This is a genomic window from Spongiibacter pelagi (assembly GCF_014705705.1).
In the GTDB taxonomy this organism is placed as follows: domain Bacteria; phylum Pseudomonadota; class Gammaproteobacteria; order Pseudomonadales; family Spongiibacteraceae; genus Spongiibacter; species Spongiibacter pelagi.
On sequence record NZ_JACXLD010000001.1, the window covers coordinates 444750 to 465025 of the forward strand.

The window sequence follows — 20276 nt, forward strand, 5'->3', positions numbered from 1 at the left end:
GATACTACATGGGAAGTCTGTTTTTAAAATTGAAGAGGTCATATTGATAAAAAAGGGGCGATAGCTGAGCTATCACCCCTTGGTTTTTTCCCTGCTGCGGTTTAGGCAACAAGATCAAAGCGGTCGGCGTTCATTACCTTGGTCCAGGCTTTAACAAAGTCGCGAACAAACTTGGCTTTGTTATCGTCTTGGGCGTAAACCTCCGCGTAAGCCCGCAAAATCGAGTTGGAGCCAAACACCAGATCGGCGCGGGTGGCGGTGTATTTCACGGCGCCGCTGTTGCGATCACAAATCTCGTAGAGATTGCGGCCGGCGGGTTTCCAGCTGTAGGCCATATCGGTCAGTGTGACAAAGAAGTCGTTGCTCAGTGCGCCGACATTGTCAGTGAACACCCCGTGCGCTGTGCCGCCGTGGTTGGTGCCCATGACTCGCATGCCGCCGACCAGCACGGTCATTTCCGGCGCGGTAAGACCGAGCAGTTGGGCGCGATCCAGCATCAACTCTTCAGCGCTAACGACATAATCGCGTTTCAGCCAGTTGCGGAAGCCATCGGCGACCGGTTCCAACACGTCGAAAGATTCGGTGTCAGTTTGGGCTTCGGTGGCGTCTCCACGACCGGGCGCGAAGGGCACATCTACCGCAACGCCAGCGGCTTTGGCGGCTTGCTCCACGCCAACATTGCCGGCCAGAACAATGATGTCGGCTACGCTGGCACCCACATCGGTAGCAATACCTTCGAGTACCGCTAATACCTTGTTCAAGCGGGCGGGTTCATTGCCTTCCCAGTCCTTTTGCGGTGCCAGACGAATGCGCGCTCCGTTGGCGCCGCCGCGATTGTCTGAACCACGGAAGGTGCGGGCGCTATCCCAGGCGGTGCTCACCATTTCCGCCACGCTTAAACCGCTTGCGGCGATTTTGGCTTTGGCAGCGGCGACATCAAAGTTGGCATTGCCAGCCGGAACCGGGTCTTGCCAAATCAGTTCTTCCGCGGGTACTTCGGGGCCAATGTAGCGGGCTTTGGGGCCCATATCGCGGTGGGTCAGTTTGAACCAGGCGCGGGCAAAGGTTTCAGAGAAGTAAGCGGGGTCGGCCGCGAAACGCTCGGAAATTTTGCGGTATTCCGGATCCATCTTCATGGCCATATCGGCATCGGTCATGATTGGGTTGTAGCGGATACTGGGGTCTTCCACGTCGACCGGTTTGTCTTCTTCGGCAATGTTTATCGGCTCCCACTGCCATGCGCCGGCTGGAGATTTCTTCAGCTCCCAATCGTATTTCAACAGCAGATCAAAGTAGCCGTTATCCCACTGGATTGGGTTGGTGGTCCACGCGCCTTCAATGCCACTGGTCACCGTGTCACGACCAATACCGCGTTTGCTGTGATTCATCCAGCCCATGCCTTGCTCTTCAATGCCCGCTGCTTCGGGTTCTGGGCCGAGCAGTGCGGCATCGCCATTGCCGTGCGCTTTGCCCACGGTGTGGCCGCCGGCGGTGAGCGCTACGGTTTCTTCATCGTTCATCGCCATGCGAGCAAAGGTCACGCGCACGTCTTGGGCGGTTTTCAGCGGATCGGGGTTGCCGTCTACCCCCTCTGGGTTTACATAGATCAAGCCCATCATTACCGCTGCCAGCGGGTTGTCGAGATCGCGCTCGCCAGAATAGCGGCTGTTTTCATTGTTGGTCGGTGCCAGCCATTCTTTTTCAGAACCCCAGTAAACGTCTTGTTCGGGGTGCCAGATATCCTCGCGGCCAAAACCGAAACCAAAGGTTTTCAGACCCATAGATTCGTAGGCGACATTGCCCGCCAAAATAATCAGGTCGGCCCAGCTCAGTTTATTGCCGTATTTCTTTTTGATTGGCCACAACAGGCGACGAGCCTTATCCAGGTTGGCGTTGTCGGGCCATGAGTTCAGCGGGGCAAAACGCTGGTTGCCAGTGCCGGCACCGCCGCGACCATCCGCCACGCGGTAGGAACCTGCGGCGTGCCATGCCATACGAATCATCAGGCCGCCGTAGTGGCCCCAGTCGGCTGGCCACCAGTCTTGGCTGTCGGTCATCAGCGCGGTTAAGTCTTTTTTGAGTTCGGCGTAGTCGAGTTTTTTGACTTCGTCGCGGTAATTGAAGTCTTCGCCCAGCGGGTCAGTTTTGCGGTCGTGCTGGTGCAGAATGTCCAGATTCAGTGAGTTAGGCCACCAATCCATATTGGCATTGCCGGTGGCGGTGTTGCCACCGTGCATTACCGGGCATTTTCCTGAAGATTGCTTATCCATGTCTTACCCCTGTCGCGTTGTCGTTTGAATGAGGCGGCGGGCCGCCGCATAACTCGTGTTGCAGGTTCTAACTTAAGCCGAAAATATAATTAGTTAAAATCGATTGATATTATTTTATTTATTGGTTGTACCTATGTTTTGAGTTGGGCATGACTGACGAGAGTCATCCGATAAAACTTAACATGACTCTAAATTTTGAACTGTATTTATGACGTTTGTAGATTGAATTTGTTCAAAATTCGCCAGCTCGGCAGTGTGCTGGTAAAATGCGCGACCGATTTTTTCTGGAGACGTCAGTGGCGCTGCAATTTATCGAAACTTCAAAGCTGCCCACCCCTTGGGGGGTGTTTGATATCCATGGCTTTGAGGACGCTGAAACCGGCAAGGAACACATTGTGTTAACCCTTGGCGATGTGACTGATGGTCTGCCGGTACTGGCGCGTATTCATTCCGAGTGTTTGACCGGTGATGCGCTGTTCAGCATGCGCTGCGATTGTGGCTCTCAGTTGCAGGCGGCCCTGCAGCGAATTTCAGAAGAAGGTCGGGGTGCCCTGTTTTATCTGCGTCAGGAAGGCCGTGGCATTGGTCTGATCAATAAAATCCGCGCCTATAAATTGCAGGATGAAGGTGCCGACACCGTTGAGGCCAATGAGCGCTTAGGTTTTGGTGCCGATATGCGCGACTACAGCCTGCTCAAGGTGATGTGTGAGCATTTGAATATCACCCAGGTTAAGTTAATGACCAATAATCCTCGCAAGATTGCCGCCATGGAGTCGCAGGGTGTTGAAGTGGTAGAGCGCCTGCCCTTGCAGACCGGCCAAAATCCCCATAATGCGAAATATCTCGCCACCAAGTCAGGTAAGCTAGGCCACCTTTTTTGAGTTCATGCTCGTTTTGAGTTCATGGTCGTTTTGATTTCGTGACCGTCATCAAGAAATCAGTCGTCACAAAAGAATTGCTGCGGTAATTGCCTATTGAGCAATAGCCGCTAGGCGGCGATGCTGGTTAGCCAATAGCCAGCGCTTCATTGCCATGTCTGCCGTTCACCTTCAATCACATTCTGATTCTCAGGCCCAGCTGCTGAAACGCATCGCGGAAAGTATTCGCGATGGCAGTTTAGAGCTGCCCAGCCTGCCGGATATTGCCATTGAAGTGCGTATGGCAATCGGCAAGCCCGATTTGGATATTCGCAAGCTGGCCAATTTGGTTCAGCAAGATCCGGGGCTGACCGCGTATCTGATGAAAATCAGTCACAGCGTCATTTATAGTCGTGGCAATCCGGTGCCTAATTTACAGAAAGCGATTAGTCGCCTAGGGCTAGAGGCCACCCGTGAACTCACCATGGGCTATGCGCTGAATGCCTTGTTCCGAATTAATGACCCCTATACCAAGCGCCTATTGAGAGATTGCTGGCAGCGCAGTGTACATACCGCCGCACTGGCGCATGTTATTGCGCGCCATTGCGGATTTGATCCTGAGCGGGCGATGCTGGCGGGGCTTTTGCAAGATATTGGCGCTCTGCCGATTTTGAGCAACCTTAAAGATTACCCAGAATTGCGCGAAGATGGCGCCGCGATTGCGCGTTTACTACGCGAATTTACCGGCAAGATTAATGGCCTGATTTTGCACAAGTGGGAGTTTGATCACGAGCTGACGCTTACCGCGCTGAACCGGGAAAACTGGCTGCGTAAAACCGATAAGCCAGCGGATTTGACCGATTTGATTCTGGTGGCGCGCTATCACACCTATCTGGGTGAGGGGCAGATCAAGGGTTTGCCAAAGCTGTTTGCCATGTCGGCGTTTGAACGTTTGGGCCTAAAAGAGGCTGATCCGACCTTGGGGCTGACGTTCTTGAAAGAAGCGGAAGATGAAGTGACCGCGCTGAGAGAAACCCTGCGCGGTTAAGTCTTAGGGAATCTCAGTTTACTGAGCTAATTCGATTATTCGGATCAAGCTTTAGTAGGCGCTGGCTGATTTGCTGTTCAATGCCTGCGCTATCTAATCCCACTGCGGCCAATAAATCACCGTGCTTGCCGTGATCGATAAAGCGATCTGGTAAACCCAGTTGCAATACCGGCATTACCACACCCTGTTGATTCAGGTATTCCACCACGGCGCTGCCCGCGCCACCGGCAATGCAGTTTTCTTCCAGTGTGACTAGCAGGCTGTGATTTGCTGCAAGCTCATCAATTAAATCCGTATCCAGCGGTTTCACAAACCGCATATCGGCAACGGTGGCATTGAGCGATTCGGCCGCATTTAGTGCCGAGCTCAGCAGGGTGCCAAAGCTGAGAATGGCTACATTCGCGCCCTGACGTTTAACCAAACCTTTGCCGATAGGCAGTTCGGTCATGGTGCATTCTATGGTAGCGCCAGTGCCGGTGCCGCGCGGATAGCGAATGGCCGCTGGGCCGGCATATTGATAGCCGGTATGTAGCATTTGCCGGCATTCATTTTCATCCGACGGTGCCATCACCAGCATATTGGGAATGCAGCGCAGGAAGCTAAGATCAAAGGCCCCGGCGTGGGTGGGGCCATCTTCGCCGACCAGACCGGCGCGGTCGATGCCAAAGGTGACATCCAAATTTTGCAGGGCGACATCGTGGATTAGCTGATCGTAGCCGCGCTGTAAAAAGGTGGAGTAAATCGCAACCACCGGTTTCAGGCCGTCACAGGCCATACCTGCGGCCAGCGTAACCGCATGTTGTTCGGCAATGGCGACATCGTAAAAGCGGCTCTCAAAGCGCTTGGCAAATTCCACCATGCCAGAACCTTCGCACATGGCGGGGGTAATGCCGACCAGGCGTTTATCGTCACGCGCTTCATCGCACAACCACTGACCAAAGACATCTTGGTACTTGGGTAATTTGGGTTTTGCAGCAGGTTTGGCTTTTTCGGTTTTGGGCTCGATTTTGGAAATGGCGTGGAAACCGACCGGGTCTTCTTCAGCGGGTGTAAAGCCTTTGCCCTTGGTGGTCATAATATGCAGCATTTGCGGGCCTTCCAGCTCGCGCATGTTCTGCAAGGTCGGGATCAAAACATCGAGATCGTGGCCGTCGATGGGGCCGATATAGTTAAAGCCGAGTTCTTCAAACAGGGTGGCTGGCGACACCATGCCCTTCATATATTCTTCAATCCGCGCCACGATTTCGGTGGCCGGGCGGGGCAGGTGGCTCAACACATTTTTACCGCTGCTGCGGAATTGGTTATAGGCCTTGGATGCCCAGATTTTTGAAAAATAGGTGTTCAGGCCGCCGGTGTTTTTCGAGATCGACATTTGATTGTCGTTCAATACCACCAGCATATTGGCGCGGGTGTGCACGGCATGGGTGATGGCTTCAAAGGCCATGCCCGCAGTCATGGCGCCATCGCCAATCACGGCAACGGTGCGGCGTTTCAATTTCTGTTGGCGGGCGGCAATGGCCATGCCGAGGGCGGCACTGATACTGGTGCTGGAGTGGCCTACGCCAAAGGTATCGTATTCACTTTCTTCCCGCTTGGGGAAGCCAGCCAAACCATGTTCCTGACGCATGCTGTCCATGCGCTCGCGGCGGCCGGTAAGAATTTTATGGGGATAGCATTGGTGGCCAACATCCCAAACCAAGCGGTCATCCGGGGTGTTATAGATGTAGTGCAGGGCGATAGTCAGTTCGACAACGCCAAGACCCGCGCCAAAATGGCCGCCGGTCTGGCCCACGGTATACAGCAAAAACTCCCGCAGTTCGCGCGCCAAAAAGGGCAATTGCTCGGGTTCGAGCTGGCGTAACTGGTCCGGCGTGTCGATGCGGTCTAGCAGCGGGGTGGCCGGGCGTTGATTGGGAATTGTCTGGAACATCCGTGAACAAACCTGAGCTTTTCAAGCGAGCGGTGAATTGTATACGAATTGTTAGGTCGCGGGCTAACAAAGCATTTTCGGTAATCTTTGCCTGTTAGGGCGGTTGATGTGGTACATCTAGAGAAATTTTTGTAGGAGAGCGGGGAAAATGGCGGAAACTCGAATTGAACGCGACAGCATGGGCGAATTGGCGGTGCCAGTGAATGCGCTGTACGGCGCTCAGACGCAACGAGCGGTAGATAATTTTGCCATTAGCGGTCGCGCCATGCCGCTGAGCTTTATTCGCGCTTTATTGAAAATTAAAAAAGCGGCGGCGCAGGCCAATGCCGAGTTAAATTGCCTGTCCGCCGATATGGCGGACGCCATTGCCGCTAGCTGCGATGAGTTGCTGAATGATGCCCATTTGCTGAACCACTTTCCGGTGGATGTGTTTCAAACCGGCTCGGGCACCAGCAGTAATATGAACGCCAATGAGGTGATCGCCAATCTGGCCAGCAAGCGCTTAGGGAGCGTGGTGGGCGCTAATGACCATGTGAATTTTGGCCAGAGCAGCAACGATGTCATTCCCACCGCGATTCATGTCAGTGCGGTGCTGGAGTTGAAGAATCACTTAATACCCGCGCTTGAGCACCTAGCGTCAGTAATAGAGGTGAAGGCGCGCAGTCTCAGTGCTTACTGCAAAACCGGGCGCACCCATTTAATGGATGCGATGCCGGTTACTTTGGAGCAAGTGCTGGAAGGCTGGTCGGTACAGATCAAACAAAACGTGGCTCGCCTGCGTAATGCTCAAATGCAAATGGCGGGTTTGCCTCAGGGTGGCACCGCCGTGGGCACAGGAATAAACACCGAGCCGGAATTCGCCGACCGCTTTTGTGCGCAATTAAGCCAAACAGCCGGCGTCGCGTTTCGGCGCGGCGATAATTTCTTTGCCTTAATTGGCGGTCAAGACAATGCCGTGGCCCTGTCCGGCCAGCTGAAAACCACCGCCGTCAGCCTAATGAAAATTGCCAATGATTTGCGCTGGATGAATTCCGGGCCGTTGTCTGGTTTGGGTGAAATCAGTTTGCAAGCGTTGCAGCCCGGCTCGTCGATCATGCCGGGTAAGGTCAATCCAGTGATTCCTGAGGCAGTGGCGATGGTCGCTGCACAGGTTATGGGTAATGACGCAACGATCGCTGTTGCGGGGCAATCCGGCAATTTTGAATTGAATGTGATGTTGCCGGTAATCGCGGCAAATTTGCTCGACAGCATTTCTCTGCTTAGTAATGCGGCAACGGCGCTGGCAGATAAGGCAATTGCGGATTTCACCGTGAATGACGCGCGCTTGAAAGAAAGTTTGGCGGCAAACCCGATTTTGGTAACGGCGTTGAATCCGATTATTGGTTACGCCAAGGCGGCGGAGATAGCCAAGCTGGCTTATAAAGAAGGGCGACCAATTATCGATGTGGCCGAGGAGCAAACGGATATTTCCCGTGCAGAATTGGAGCAATTACTAGACCCAATCAAGTTAACCAAAGGGGGGATTTAACCCAAAGCAAAGCCTTGGGGCGCCGGCGACGCGGAAGGATAAGTCCAATATATTTTACAAATGATAATCATTTGCATTAATGATTGAGCGAGAGTAGTATCAAGTTCAACCTTTCAATAAGCGAGAACTGATCAAAATGCGCTCTTTCCTGTCAGTTTTACATTAAGGCTACCCAGGTGGCTTACCTTATCTTGTTCTTGGCCTTAGCGCCGCTATGGATGCCGTGGTTATTGCTGGCTTGGATTGATCGCTTTTGTGAGCGGCCACCTAAAAACTATGCCTGTCGTGCGGGGCAGGCGCTTGCCACTAAAAGATGATGTAAAATGCGCCTCTTTCTTACAACGACAATATATCTAGAGGAGCAATCCCGTGTCTTCTGCCTCACGTCCCTTTAAAGTTCTCGGCGTTCAGCAAATCGCCGTGGGCGGTCTCGATAAACAAAAACTGCGTACATTCTGGGTAGATACCCTCGGTCTGAGCTTTTCTCACTCTTACACCAGCGAGAAAGAAAACGTCGATGAGGATATTTGCGAAGCCGGTGAAGGCCCACTGAAAGTTGAAGTGGATTTGATGCAGCCGATTGATCCCGAGAAAAAGCCGCGCGTAAACGACCCTGCGCTAAACCACGTTGGCCTGTGGATTGATGATCTGCCTGCGGCGGTAGAGTGGCTGACGGCCCAAGGCGTGCGTTTCACCCCCGGCGGTATTCGTCCCGGTGCGGCTGGCCACGACATCACTTTTATTCACCCCAAGGGCAATGAAGAATTCCCGATTTGCAGCGAAGGTGTATTAGTTGAGTTGGTACAGGCTCCCAAAGAAGTGATTGAGGCTTACGCAACGCTGGCTAAAGCGGGTTTGTAAAACTGACCTTCTTGCAAATAACGGCTTCCTGCAAAAATAGGCCTAGCTTTACCCGACTCCCCGCATTAGCGGGGAGTTTTGTTTCTGGATAAGAAAATTCTAATTTATTAACAGAATACAAATGATAACGCGTTGTGTTAAGTTTTGTATATTGTTGATATTAAAGGAAAAATTTGAAATTGAAGTGGAGCTGCATTAAAATCTCGGCATCTTGATTCGCGCCGTGCTGGCGAATTTTTGAAAGTGTAAAAATTGGAAACAAGGAGCTTGAAATGAAAGGCGACGCCAAGGTCATCGAGGTGCTGAATAGCATTCTCACCCTCGAACTGACTTCGATTAATCAGTACTTTCTGCATGCGCGAATGTTCCGCAATTGGGGCTTGGAAGCCCTGAATGAGAAAAGCTACAAAAAGTCCATCAAAGACATGAAACAGGCCGACGAGTTGATCGAGCGGATTCTGTTTTTGGAAGGTCTGCCCAATCTGCAAAAGCTCGACAAAATCCGTATCGGCGAGCACACCGCTGAAATGCTGAAGTGCGATATGAAATTTGAGCTGGAACAAGTCGACAAGCTTAAAGAAGCCATTGCTCTTTGCGAAACCAAGCAAGACTACGTGAGCCGCGATTTACTGGAAGAAATTCTGGAAGATGAAGAAGCGCATATCGATTGGATTGAGACGCAGGAATACCTGATTAAACATTCTGGTATCGAAAATTACCTGCAGTCACAAATGTAAAAAGGGAGACCGAATCATGAATGGCGATAAAAACGTTATTGCAGCGCTGAATGGTCTGTTGAGCTACGAGCTGGCGGCAATGGACCAATATTTTATTCACGCCCGCATGTACGACGATTGGGGTTTGAAAAAATTATTTGAGCGTATCGATCACGAATTTGATGATGAGAAGGGCCATGCGGCGGCCCTGATTGAGCGCATTCTGTTTTTGGAAGGTACACCAGATATGGTGACCCGCGAGCCGATTAACATTGGTAAAACCGTACCGGCAATGTTGCAGAGCGATCTGGATGTGGAGATTGCGGTGGCTAATGCGCTGAAGGATGCGATTGCTCTGTGCGAGAGCGTGAAAGACTACGTGACTCGGGAAATTCTTGAAAAGCTGCTGGACGACACTGAAGTCGATCACGCGTGGTGGCTGGAGAAACAGTTGGGACTGATCGACAAAATTGGTCTGCCAAACTATCTGCAATCCCAGATGGAAACGGTCTGAGTCGATAACGCTGGGGAAAGTCCACCAGCTAAAAACTAAATGCCGCAATCGCGGCATTTTTTTCGTCTGCTGTTTCTGCTGTTGTTTCTGTAGAGAGGCTTAAATCTAGCTGCGCCTCGAAATAATAAAAGCGGATAATTCCCGCAGTGTCCACGCGGAATCTGCTAGCTCTTCGAGCGCGCCCAAGGCCTGTTGGTGCAATTGCTGGGCAAGGTCTTTGGCACCGTCCAAGCCAAGCAAGCGAGGAAAGGTCGGTTTGTTCAAGGCCTGATCGGCCCCTTGTTGCTTGCCCAGTTCCTCGGTGCTGCTTTCTATATCAATAATATCGTCCTGCACTTGAAAGGACAGGCCGATGGCTTGTGCATAGGTATCCAGTTTGGCGAGTTGCTCCGTGTTTGCGCCTGCGGCCAGTGCGCCTAATGCCACTGAAGCACGAATCAGCGCCCCGGTTTTCAGTTGGTGCATGGTTTGTAATTGAGTCAAATCTAACTCAGTGTTTACCGCGCCCAGATCAATGGCTTGGCCGCCGACCATGCCTCGGTTGCCTGCGGCGGCGGCAAGAGTACCAATCATTTTAAGGGCGTTGTCAGCAGAGCAATGCTCAAGCTGGGTTAGCAATTCAAAGGCGCGGGTTTGCAATCCATCGCCAACCAGAATGGCGGTCGGTTCATCAAAGGCGATATGGCAGGTGGGTTTGCCGCGCCGCAAATCGTCGTCGTCCATGGCGGGTAAATCATCGTGCACAAGGGAATAGGCGTGAATCATTTCCAGTGCGGCGGCGATTTTATCGAGGTCCGCATAGAGGGCGTCGTCGTGCCCAATTGCTTGAGCGGCGGCGTAAACCAGCCCCGCGCGAATGCGTTTGCCGCCATTGGTTAGACTGTACTCGGCGGCGCTGAATAATTTTCCCAATGCGACGCTGGCATCACTGTCGCAGAATTCGCTATTAGGCTGGCCTAATAATTCAACAAGGGTTTGGCTTAATTGCTGACGGCAGGCGTCGAGAAAGGCACTCAGATCCGATTGGGGAAACATGGCATTCATAGTGGATTGGTGGCGTCCTGATTCTCGTTCGCCAGCAAGATTTGTACTTTTTGCTCTGCTTCAGATAGCGCCTGTTGGCAGTTTTTACTCAGCTCCATGCCCTGTTCAAACGCTTTCAGTGAATCTTCCAGATTGAGCTCCCCTGATTCCATGCGCTGCACAAGCTGCTCAAGTTCAGCCAGCGTAGCTTCAAAGTCGATGGCTTTAGTCTTGGCCATAAAAAGTCCCCCCGTTTTTTTGTGTCTAGTTTACCTGAATTCAACATTCTCGGCGTAATTCGGGGCGGCGGTTTGGTCAGGCGCAGTGGCTGGGGTATGCTGCGCAGGGTTTTTACAGCAAGACAGAATAGGCTTCTCAATGAGAAAACAATTTAGCGCATTGGCTTTGGCTTTGATGGTGGCGCCGGCGCTGGCCGAAGATTGCCATTACCCCGACACCGATCAAGGCACGGCGCCGGCATGGGTGTGCGGCCATATTGAGCGGGATGATGTGTATTTCACCGCCATGGTCGAGCGCTCAAGACTGCCTTCCATTTCCTTGCAGAGCCGTTTGGCGGGTCGTGAGGCGATGGCTGCCGTAACAGCATTATTGATGGAAGATGCGCGAACGTCTTTGATGGCTGAGTTGCCAGAAGGCACTGAGTTGCGCCTTCCCGATGCGGATGACATTGAGCGCTTGGCGCGCTTTGAAGGTATTCGTATTTTAGAAAAGAGTAAAAGCCCGCGTCGCTCTCTGTTTGTGCTGGCCGGTGTTGAGCAGGAAAATGTTGAGCGTCTAAAGCAGCAGGCGCGGGTTGAACTTCTGCAGGAAAACCGGGTGGAATTGCAGGCGACTATCGGCCAGTCAGAATTTGATGCGCTGTTAAGCACTGCTCGCACAAGCAAGGAAAAATAATGAGAACAGAAACTGCGTTAATCACGGGTGCCTCAGACGGTATTGGTCGGGAGTATGCTCGTCAGCTTCAGGCGCGTTGTAAAACCTTGATATTGCTTGGTCGCAGTGAAACCAAGCTGGCGGCGGTGGAAGCCGAATTGCAGGCAATGGCGGGTGATGAATTGTCTGTGCACTGCTTTGCGCTAGATTTGGCTGGCACGATTGGGCAAACCCGGTTGATGGAAGTTATTCGGCAAAAAGGCCCGGTTTCAATTTTGATCAATAACGCCGGATTTGCACTGCAAGAAAAAGTGGCGGAATGCGATCTTGATGGTCAGCTAAATATGATTAGCCTGCACTGCGATGCCAGTCTTATCGCCTGTCGCGCTGCACTGCCTTTTATGCGTGAAGCGGGACGCGGACAAATTATTAATGTCGCCTCACTCGCCGCGTTTTTGCCGATGCCAGAAGTCGCTGTGTATGCGGCGACCAAGGCGTTTTTATTGTCGCTCTCCCAAAGTATTGCGATCGAAGAAAAGCGCTACGGCATAAAAGTGCAATGCTTATGTCCCGGTTATACCCGCACCGGATTCCACGATCGCGATCAGCTCGCTAATTTTGATGCCGGAGTTATTCCTGAAGAGGCGTGGTCCAGCGTTGAGGCGGTGGTGGCGCAAAGCTTGGCCGAAATGGATGGAGAAGGGCGTTTGGCTGTTGTGCCCGGAGACGCAAATCAACAAGTTGCCCGTGGCGGCTTGGCAAACCTGCGGGAATTGATTTAAGTTGAGTGGCGTTAATTTTGTTCTTTCCGAATTGTGAGCGCGCCCTCGCGATCGAGCTCATAGCTTTCTAAGTCCTCCGCCATAAATAATTGCCCGGTATAGCTTTGCCGGGCCTCCGCTCTTAAATCTTCCACGCTGTGTTCGATATGTTCGCCGCTGCCGAGTCGGTAGCGTTGACTAATATGGGTAAGAATCAGATTAGGTAGTTCGGCCTGAGCGGCAGCTTTGGCCACCATGGCAGCGGTGCTGTGCATATACTGCGAGCCAACACGGGCTAATACGTCTTCAGTAAAGGTGGCTTCGTGAACCAGTAGTTGGCATTGAGGTAGAGCTGACGCCAGCAATTCGGGTTGGTCGTTATCGCCGCCAATAATCAGTTGCCGAGGTGCCCATGCGGGGTGACGAACATCGTCTGCACGTATCAGGCTGCCATCTTCTAATCGTTGATCTTGCCCTTTTTGCAGGCGATTCCACATGGGGCCGCGCGGCACACCTAGCTTATCAAGTTGGCTTTCTTCAAGGTGATAGGGTGGGTGTTCGCGGCAGTGATAGGCGTAACTGGGTACGCGGTGAGAAAGGGCGATGGCGCTGACATCCAGATATTTATCGCGGTAGAAAAAGCCCGGCTGATCACTGCGCACAAAGTTAAGTTCAAAGCGCAGGTTGTTGACGTCAGTGTGCATAAAGGTGGTGCGTACAAACTGCTCAATTCCATCGGGTGCACAAATGGTCAGTGGCGCGGTGCGGCCGTGCATATTGGCGCTGGCGATCAGGCCGGGTAAGCCGTAGCAATGGTCGCCGTGAACATGGCTGATAAAAATAGCCTGCAAGCGCGCTGCGGAATAGCGGGTGTTGAGCAGTTGTTGTTGGCTGCCTTCGCCGCAGTCAAACAGATACCAATCGCGACTGTCTTCAATGGCTAGGCACAGGCCGGTGACGTTGCGGTAGGGTGTCGGCGCTCCGGCGCTGGTGCCGAGAAAAGTTAGGCGCATAACCGTTAATCCTTAAAAACCTCACTGGATCAGCTTCGACAATTGCGGCAGCGCTGTCAATTTCGGCTGCGGTTCTCATCCGTTTGAGGGGCGGGGTTGAGTGGGCTGAGCTTCTATTATTCCTCGCTATTCATACGGCATCATCGAGCAGGTGCTGCTGAACGTATCAATCAGCGTTTTAAGACAATAATAAATAAACCGTGGGGTTCCAATGAAATTTGCCTATCACCATAGTATGTGTCCGCCGGAAGAATATGTCGCCCTTGCACAGGAAGCCGAATCGCTAGGATTTGACACCATCACCATGCCGGATTCGATCTGCTACCCCAAAGAGGCCAGCTCGAAATATCCCTATAACGACGATGGCAGCCGTGAGTTTTTAGATGGCGTGCCTTTTATTGAGCCGTTTATTCTCACGGCTTATTTGGCGGCCAAAACCGAGAAGATTAAGTTTTCCACTTCGGTGCATAAAACCGCCGTGCACGAGCCGGCGCTGATTGCCAAGAGCATTGCCAGCTTGGCGGTGATGACCGGCAATCGCTTTATGTATGGCGTGGGCATTAGCCCCTGGGCCGAAGATTTTGAAATTACCAATACACCTTGGGAAAAGCGCGGTAAGCGTTTGGACGAGATGATGGAAATCATCAACGGCGCCATGAGCGGCGAGTACTTTGGCTATGACGGCGAGATCTTTCAGATTCCGCCATTCAAAATTTGTCCCGCTCCCTCTGAGCGTCCCTTGCTATTAGTCGGCGGTCATTCCAAACCGGCACTGCGCCGCGCGGCGCGCTTGGGAGACGGCTGGATTGGTGCCGGTGGCGATTACGATTCCATCAAGGCGATGATTGAGGAAATTAATGGCTATCGCCGTGAGTATGGGCGTGACCATCTGCCCTTTGAGTTTCAGGCTATGACTGCCGAGGCCTACAGCCCAGATGGGATTAAGCGACTGGAAGATTTGGGTGTTACCGAAGTGTTGGTTGCCTTCCGAGATGTTTACGCCTCAGAGCCCGATAAGCCGCTGCCTGAAAAAATGGGCATGATGCGCTGGTATTCCGATGAGGTGATTGCCAAAAGTCGCTAATAGACAAGCGGCTTTTTTAGATGGGGCGTAATTGCTCGATTAATCTAAATAAATAACTGGCGTGATCTTCGCGCTCGGTCAGTGGCAGCATCAATAAATTGCGTGCTAGCCCCACGACTAAATCAAACATGACCAAGGTCAGATCGGCGGCGCTGATGTCGTTGCGGATATGACCCTCGCGCTGTAAGCGCTCAATCATATCGCCGATGATGGTTCTGAAATCGACAAACTTGTCACGCTCGGCCTTGAGCGAGGCTTTATGGGTCATGGCAAAGGTGTGCAAATTAGTCCGTACCCGCCACTCCAAATCGGATTCGGCGTCCAGCGGCAGGCCAGCGCGGATGACCGGAAGAAAGGTGTCGAGGGTGAAATCTTCGGCGAGGGCGGCCTGCATGCGGGCATCGATCCGCTGATCGGCCCAGCGAAAGGCGGCGATCACAATTTCTTCTTTATTGTGGAAGTAGTGAGATAGCACGCCGATCGAACAGCCAAGCTCCTTGGCCAGTGCGCGGGTAGTGAGTCCTTCCATACCTTCCCGCGAAATCAGTTTAGCGGCGGCTTCAGCGACCTCAATGCGGCGGTGGTCGTGGTCTACTTTTCTCAACAATCGTGTCCAATTAGGGTGCGGCGAAAGCAAGGATATACCCATTCGGATGAGATGACGAATATTTCATTTCGAACGCTTGATATGTTTTGGGCTCGCTTCTATGATGGGCGTCCAATAATTATTAAATGCCCTGGAGGCCTGGAATGGCTACCGCACTCACACACGACTATCGCGAACATAAAGATAATCACGACCTGAAACATATCCCCGGCACCTTTGGGCCGCCGATTATTGGTCATACTTTTCCACTGGTGCGCGATCTGTACGGCACCATTGAAAAGCAGTACCGCACTTTTGGCCCGGTTTCCCGCTTTGGATTGGCGGGCTTCAAGGGCGTGCTGCTGATTGGCCCCGACCTGTTCCAGCAGGTTTATCTCGATAAAGACAAAAACTTTTCTGCGGAAATGGGCTATCGCGGCTCACTGGGTCGTTACTACCGTGGCGCGTTGTTGTTGCGCGATCACGAAGAGCACAAATTCCAGCGCCGGATGATGCAGTCGGCGTTTAAAAACGATGCCATGAAGGGCTATATCGACACCATGGGGCCGATGATTGGCGAGGCGGTGGAGTCTTGGGGCGATACGCCAAATATGAAATTTTTCCCGGCTATCAAGCAAAACTTGCTGGATGTGGCAGGTAAGATTTTTGTCGGCCTCGACCCCGATAATGCCGAAGCCGATAAAATGAATCAGGCCTTTACCGATGTTGCCAACGGCATGATGGGCATTATCACCGCCGAAATTCCCGGCACCAAACACTACAAGGCTAAGAAACAAGAACGCTATCTGAAAGGCTTTTATCGCAGCCTGATCGAAGAGCGCCGCAAAGGTGATGGCAAAGATACCTTCACCTATTTTGTAAAAGAAAAAACCGAAGACGGCGAATACTTCTCGGATGAAGATATCGAATCAGCAATGAGCTTTTTGCTGTTCGCTGCGCACGACACCACTACCAGTGCGCTTAGCCATCTGATGTATTACCTCGGTCAGGATCTGGAAACCCAGCAGCGCCTGCGCGATGAAGTGATGGCGATCGACAAGGAATTTTTGGAATACGAAGACCTCGACAAAATGCCGCTGGCGGAAATCGCAGTGAAAGAAGCGCTGCGACTGCACCCCTCGGTTATGATGATGCAGCGCCGCACCATTAATGAGTGCGAGTTGGGCGGTTACCGCATTCCCGCAGATACGATTCTGTTTATGACGCCGATGCATACCCAGCGTATGGCGGAATACTGGGATAATCCTGAAAAGTTCGACATTGATCGCTGGCTGGAGCCGCGCATGGAGCATAAGCGCCATAGCTTTAGCTTTGTTGGTTTTGGTGGCGGTGCCCACAAATGCATCGGTATGCACTTCGCGTTGATGCAGGTGAAAAATTTCCTGCATCAATTCCTGCGCCGCTATGAGGTGAAGCTGGCCGATCACGCCAAGCCAGATATGCAGACCGTGCCGCTGCCCAAGCCTTCTGACGATTTGCCAATTGTGCTGCGAAAAATTGCCTGATTAAAGCAGGCGCCCAATCTCACGAAGCCGGGTTTATCCCGGCTTTTTTGTGCGAGTAATAAGTGGTTTATAAATGCCAGTGTGCTGAGCAGTTATGCCATAGGTTGTTTTGCGCGGGCTTTCTATACTCGAATCATTCTTACCCAATTTATTTGAGAGAAACGCAATGAAGCTGGGATTACATCTGGGCTATTGGCAAAAACAGCCTACTGACCGTTTTATCGAGCTGGCAAAAACCGCAGAAGCGCTGGGCTACGATTCGGTGTTCACCGCCGAGGCTTACGGCTCGGATTGTTTTACGCCTCTTGCAGCTATTGCTACCCACACCAGCAAGATTCGCTTGTGTACAGGGGTGATGCAAATTTCTGCTCGCACACCGGTTTGCGCGGCAATGTCGGCGTTAACCTTGGACCATCTTTCCAATGGCCGTCTCTGTTTGGGAGTGGGCGTATCAGGCCCGCAGGTAGTTGAAGGCTGGTATGGTCAGCAGTTCAAACGCCCGCTGGAGCGTACCCGAGAATGGCTGGATATTTTTCAAATGACCTTGGCGCGTGAACAGGGCGTGGAATACCAAGGCAACCAATATCGCCTGCCTTATGATGGCCCCAATAGTTTGCATTTAGGTAAGCCGTTAAAGAGCATTACCCATCCGCTTCGCAAAAAAATTCCGGTATTTCTCGGTGCGGAAGGCCCTAAAAATATCGCCTTGGCGGCGGAGCGGTTTGATGGCTGGATGCCGATTTTTGTCTCGCCTTACCGCATGGATATTTTCAAAGACAGCTTGGCGAATAAGCCGGAGGGCTTTGAAATTAATGCCATGGTTAACACTGTTGTCTCCGATAATCTGGAGGAGGCGATGTTTCCCGGCAAGATGACCATGGCGCTGTATCTCGGTGGCATGGGCGCCAAAGACGATAACTTCCATAAGAACCTGATGGATCGCATGGGCTTTGGCGACGAGGCTCAGAAAGTGCAGGATCTTTGGTACGCCAATAAGCATGAGGAAGCCATTAAGGCGGTGCCAGATGCCTTGGTGGATGAAATTTCTCTGCTTGGCTCACGCGATCGCATCCGTGAGCGCCTGCAGGATTGGAAGAAATCCGAGGTCACCACGCTGATGATTGGGCATCGAGATAATTTTGATCTTTCGGTAGAAACCCTCGAAGTGGTTGCCGAAGCGCTGCTATAAGTCTTTGCTCAATTCTGGTGCGGCAATAATCGCTCGCACCAGAACGGGGCCGGTTTTGTCGAGCTGGCCTCTCTCTTTCCCCTCTCTGGCTATAGATAGCTGGCGCAGTTATTGCTCTGTTTCTTTGGCGCTTGCCACAGGACGTTCTTGCGCAACGAAATTTTTCCTATCTGTGTTGTCGACGTCCGAGGGCTTTAATGACGTACTCTCCGGAAATGGTCATGCTGATCCAGCAGTTGCGTTCGCGAATTCGCGCTGAGTTCGGCGTAAAAATCCGCCTCGTTGATCCCGAATTGCTCTCGACCTTGGGTGAAATGGGCAAGAAAAGTCGCGATCAATACACCCGCAAAACGGTTGCAGAATTGTTATCGATGGCGGGCAGTGATTTCTCACTGGAGAGCAAGGCGGAGCCGCAGAAAAAGAAAGAAAAGGATCATGCGGCGATTACCGAAATGACTTATCGCGGCCAGAAGGTTTATCGCGATGCCAATGCTACTCGCGAGCCGGTGGCCCAATCAGAATCACTCACCCTTGATCCCGCGGAGGAGGGGGCGGCCCCCAAAAAGACCAAGCAGATGTACCGCGGGCAAGTGGTGTATAAATAGCGGTGTCGCCAGTTCAACTCAAGGCTGGCGATATTCCAATAGTGATTTGCCAACCGGTTTTCCAAGCAGGCTTTCTAATTGTTTTAATGCTGGCGGCAATTGCTTGCTCAGTTTCCACGGCGGATTAATCACAAACATACCGCTGCCATACATGCCGTGCTGTCCCTCGGGCGACATAACTTCCAGCTCGGCGCGCAAATAATATTCCGGCGATAGTGCCATCAGCCCTTTTACCAGTGCCTTGTGATCTGCTTTTGGCAGCAAGGGATACCAGACCGCGAATATGCCGTGGGGGAAGCGATCAAGCGCATCGCTAACGGCATCTACCACGGTTTGGTAATCGCTTTTGTCTTCGTAGGGCGGGTCGATCAAAATCAGTCCGCGCTGGGATTTGGGCGGCTGAATGGCGCGCAGGCCGGCAAAGCCATCGGCATGGGCCAGCTTGGCATCTCGATAACTTAATTTGTAAAGCGCATCGGCGTCGGCAGAATGTAGTTCAAAAAACGCCGCGCGATCAGTTTTGCGCTTCATTTGTAGCGCAATCAGAGGCGAGCCGGGGTAGCAGTGGGTCAGGCTTTTACCGAAGCGAACGCAGCAGTCATCAACCGTATTCAGATACAGCCGCAACTCCGCGCAGAGGTTTTTGCTGGCGTGGCGCAGGCTGTCTATGCCGCCGATAAATTCAGCATTTTTCTGGGCAAAATCATTGTCCAGATCATACAGGCCGGCACCGGCATGGGTGTCGACATAAAGAAAGGGCTCTTCATGTCTTAGCAAGTGATCAAGGCTGAGCACTTGCACCAGATGTTTGAGCACGTCGGCGTGATTGCCCGCGTGAAAACCATGACGATAACTCAGCATTTAGTCACACCTTTTAGGCGTTGCCGTGATATTCCACACAGCGTAGCACTTCATTTTTCGCGCCGAGAATCACCGGCACCCGCTGGTGAATATGCTCGGGTTGAATGTCGAGAATCTTGCCGGCGGCGGTCCATACTTCACCGCCCGCTTGTTCCACCAAGAAGCCCATGGGGTTGGCTTCATACATCAAACGCAGTTTACCCGCTTGATCGGGTTTGCGTGAATCCCACGGATAGGTGAACAAGCCGCCGCGACACAAAATGCGGTGTACATCGGCAACCATGGCGGCCACCCAGCGCATATTAAAGTCTTTGCCTCTTGGGCCTTCGGCGCCTTCGAGCAGCTCGGCAATATAGCGTTGCATGGCCGGATGCCAGAAGCGCTGGTTGGACATATTAATGGCGAATTCTTTGGCGTCTTCAGGAATAGTTACGGCGTTATTGGTCAGCAGGTAATCGCCATTGCTGGGGTCTAGGGTAAACATCACTACGCCATTACCAACACTTAGGGCCAGCATGGTCGACGGGCCGTAAAGCACATAACCGGCGGCAACTTGCTGGCGGCCGGGCTGTAAAAAATCCTGTTCGGTAGCGGCGTGTTCACCACGGCTTTCAAGGATCGAAAAGATGGTGCCAACCATGCTGTTAATGTCGATATTTGAGGAGCCGTCGAGGGGGTCAAAGGTGACTAGATATTGGCCATCGGTTTGGCAGGCGACAATTTCTGGCTCCTCTTCGGAGGCCAAGCCGCGAACGCTTGGATTTTTGCCCAGACTGTCTTTGATTAGATCGTTGGCAATCACATCGAGTTTTTTCTGGTCTTCACCCTGAACATTTTCCGCTCCCGCGGCACCCAATACACCGGCAAGCGCGCCTTTGGTGAGGGCGTGATGAATACTGTGGCAGGCCTCGGTGAGACTAAATAGGACAGATTGCAGTTGTTCGCTGGCTTGCTGTTGCTGCAGATAGTCTTTGAGGGAAAGGGTGGTGCCGACAGCTTGGCTCATTGTG

Annotated in this window: 20 protein-coding genes; 12 read left to right on the forward strand and 8 right to left on the reverse strand. The window is 52.4% G+C overall.

Features of this window, described 5'->3' with window-relative positions:
* Nucleotides 1-101 precede the first annotated feature (101 nt).
* Nucleotides 102-2270, reverse strand: a complete 2169-nt coding sequence (katG, locus tag IB286_RS02080) for a catalase/peroxidase HPI (RefSeq protein ID WP_190761996.1) — start codon at nt 2268-2270, stop codon at nt 102-104.
* Between the two features lie 266 nt (nt 2271-2536).
* On the opposite strand from katG, the gene ribA reads away from it, so the two are divergent.
* Entirely contained in the window at nt 2537-3151 is a 615-nt protein-coding gene (gene ribA, locus IB286_RS02085; RefSeq protein ID WP_223826050.1) for a GTP cyclohydrolase II, read from the forward strand.
* Between the two features lie 151 nt (nt 3152-3302).
* Entirely contained in the window at nt 3303-4175 is an 873-nt protein-coding gene (locus tag IB286_RS02090; protein ID WP_190761998.1) for an HDOD domain-containing protein, read from the forward strand.
* A gap of 13 nt (nt 4176-4188) precedes the next feature.
* Here the strand turns inward: IB286_RS02090 and dxs are convergent, their stop codons facing one another.
* Nucleotides 4189-6105, reverse strand: coding sequence for a 1-deoxy-D-xylulose-5-phosphate synthase (gene dxs / locus IB286_RS02095; RefSeq protein ID WP_190761999.1), 1917 nt, complete (start codon nt 6103-6105; stop codon nt 4189-4191).
* A gap of 148 nt (nt 6106-6253) precedes the next feature.
* Between dxs and IB286_RS02100 the strand changes: the two genes are divergently transcribed.
* From IB286_RS02100 to bfr (IB286_RS02115), 4 genes are all read left to right on the forward strand, one after another.
* Nucleotides 6254-7633 (forward strand): class II fumarate hydratase, encoded by a 1380-nt coding sequence (locus IB286_RS02100; protein WP_190762000.1) that lies wholly within the window; start codon nt 6254-6256, stop codon nt 7631-7633.
* A gap of 369 nt (nt 7634-8002) precedes the next feature.
* On the forward strand, nt 8003-8494 hold the full coding sequence (locus IB286_RS02105; protein WP_190762001.1) for a VOC family protein: 492 nt from the start codon (nt 8003-8005) through the stop codon (nt 8492-8494).
* Between the two features lie 272 nt (nt 8495-8766).
* Nucleotides 8767-9231: a bacterioferritin gene (gene bfr, locus IB286_RS02110; RefSeq protein ID WP_190762002.1), complete on the forward strand. Its 465-nt coding sequence runs from the start codon at nt 8767-8769 to the stop codon at nt 9229-9231.
* Between the two features lie 16 nt (nt 9232-9247).
* A complete protein-coding gene (gene bfr / locus IB286_RS02115; RefSeq protein WP_190762003.1) occupies nt 9248-9724 on the forward strand; it encodes a bacterioferritin in 477 nt (158 codons plus the stop codon).
* Nucleotides 9725-9829: 105 nt separating this feature from the next.
* Here bfr (IB286_RS02115) and IB286_RS02120 read toward each other — a convergent pair whose 3' ends face one another.
* Both IB286_RS02120 and IB286_RS02125 read right to left on the reverse strand, forming a co-directional pair.
* Nucleotides 9830-10768, reverse strand: a complete 939-nt coding sequence (locus IB286_RS02120; RefSeq protein WP_317889677.1) for a polyprenyl synthetase family protein — start codon at nt 10766-10768, stop codon at nt 9830-9832.
* Nucleotides 10765-10986, reverse strand: a complete 222-nt coding sequence (locus tag IB286_RS02125; RefSeq protein WP_190762004.1) for an exodeoxyribonuclease VII small subunit — start codon at nt 10984-10986, stop codon at nt 10765-10767. Before IB286_RS02125 ends, IB286_RS02120 begins: the two co-directional genes overlap by 4 nt.
* Before the next feature lie 139 nt (nt 10987-11125).
* Here IB286_RS02125 and IB286_RS02130 point away from each other — a divergent pair, with 139 nt between their 5' ends.
* Together IB286_RS02130 and IB286_RS02135 are read left to right on the forward strand one after the other, a co-directional pair.
* Nucleotides 11126-11662 (forward strand): hypothetical protein, encoded by a 537-nt coding sequence (locus IB286_RS02130; protein ID WP_190762005.1) that lies wholly within the window; start codon nt 11126-11128, stop codon nt 11660-11662.
* A complete protein-coding gene (locus tag IB286_RS02135) occupies nt 11662-12423 on the forward strand; it encodes an SDR family NAD(P)-dependent oxidoreductase (RefSeq protein ID WP_190762006.1) in 762 nt (253 codons plus the stop codon). The genes IB286_RS02130 and IB286_RS02135 overlap by 1 nt, the downstream gene beginning before the upstream one ends.
* An 11-nt stretch (nt 12424-12434) precedes the next feature.
* On the opposite strand, the gene IB286_RS02140 is transcribed toward IB286_RS02135, so the two are convergent.
* Nucleotides 12435-13415 carry a ribonuclease Z gene (locus IB286_RS02140; protein ID WP_190762007.1) on the reverse strand — a complete coding sequence of 327 codons (981 nt, stop codon included), beginning with the start codon at nt 13413-13415 and terminating at the stop codon, nt 12435-12437.
* Nucleotides 13416-13626: 211 nt separating this feature from the next.
* On the opposite strand from IB286_RS02140, the gene IB286_RS02145 reads away from it, so the two are divergent.
* Nucleotides 13627-14499: a TIGR03619 family F420-dependent LLM class oxidoreductase gene (locus IB286_RS02145; protein WP_190762008.1), complete on the forward strand. Its 873-nt coding sequence runs from the start codon at nt 13627-13629 to the stop codon at nt 14497-14499.
* Between the two features lie 16 nt (nt 14500-14515).
* On the opposite strand, the gene IB286_RS02150 is transcribed toward IB286_RS02145, so the two are convergent.
* Complete coding sequence (locus IB286_RS02150) at nt 14516-15103, reverse strand: TetR/AcrR family transcriptional regulator (protein ID WP_190762009.1); 588 nt, start codon at nt 15101-15103, stop codon at nt 14516-14518.
* Between the two features lie 146 nt (nt 15104-15249).
* On the opposite strand from IB286_RS02150, the gene IB286_RS02155 reads away from it, so the two are divergent.
* The 3 genes from IB286_RS02155 to IB286_RS02165 all read left to right on the forward strand — a co-directional run bounded on the left by IB286_RS02155 (nt 15250) and on the right by IB286_RS02165 (nt 18405).
* A complete protein-coding gene (locus IB286_RS02155; protein ID WP_190762010.1) occupies nt 15250-16611 on the forward strand; it encodes a cytochrome P450 in 1362 nt (453 codons plus the stop codon).
* Between the two features lie 166 nt (nt 16612-16777).
* Entirely contained in the window at nt 16778-17800 is a 1023-nt protein-coding gene (locus IB286_RS02160) for an LLM class F420-dependent oxidoreductase (RefSeq protein ID WP_190762011.1), read from the forward strand.
* A 197-nt stretch (nt 17801-17997) separates the two neighbouring features.
* A complete protein-coding gene (locus tag IB286_RS02165; protein ID WP_190762012.1) occupies nt 17998-18405 on the forward strand; it encodes a hypothetical protein in 408 nt (135 codons plus the stop codon).
* 18 nt (nt 18406-18423) lie between these two features.
* Here the strand turns inward: IB286_RS02165 and IB286_RS02170 are convergent, their stop codons facing one another.
* Entirely contained in the window at nt 18424-19266 is an 843-nt protein-coding gene (locus IB286_RS02170; protein ID WP_190762013.1) for a 23S rRNA (adenine(2030)-N(6))-methyltransferase RlmJ, read from the reverse strand.
* Nucleotides 19267-19279: 13 nt separating this feature from the next.
* The gene (locus IB286_RS02175) at nt 19280-20272 is read right to left on the reverse strand and encodes a class 1 fructose-bisphosphatase (protein ID WP_190762014.1); all 993 of its coding nucleotides are present in this window, start codon (nt 20270-20272) and stop codon (nt 19280-19282) included.
* Between the last annotated feature and the right edge of the window lie 4 nt (nt 20273-20276).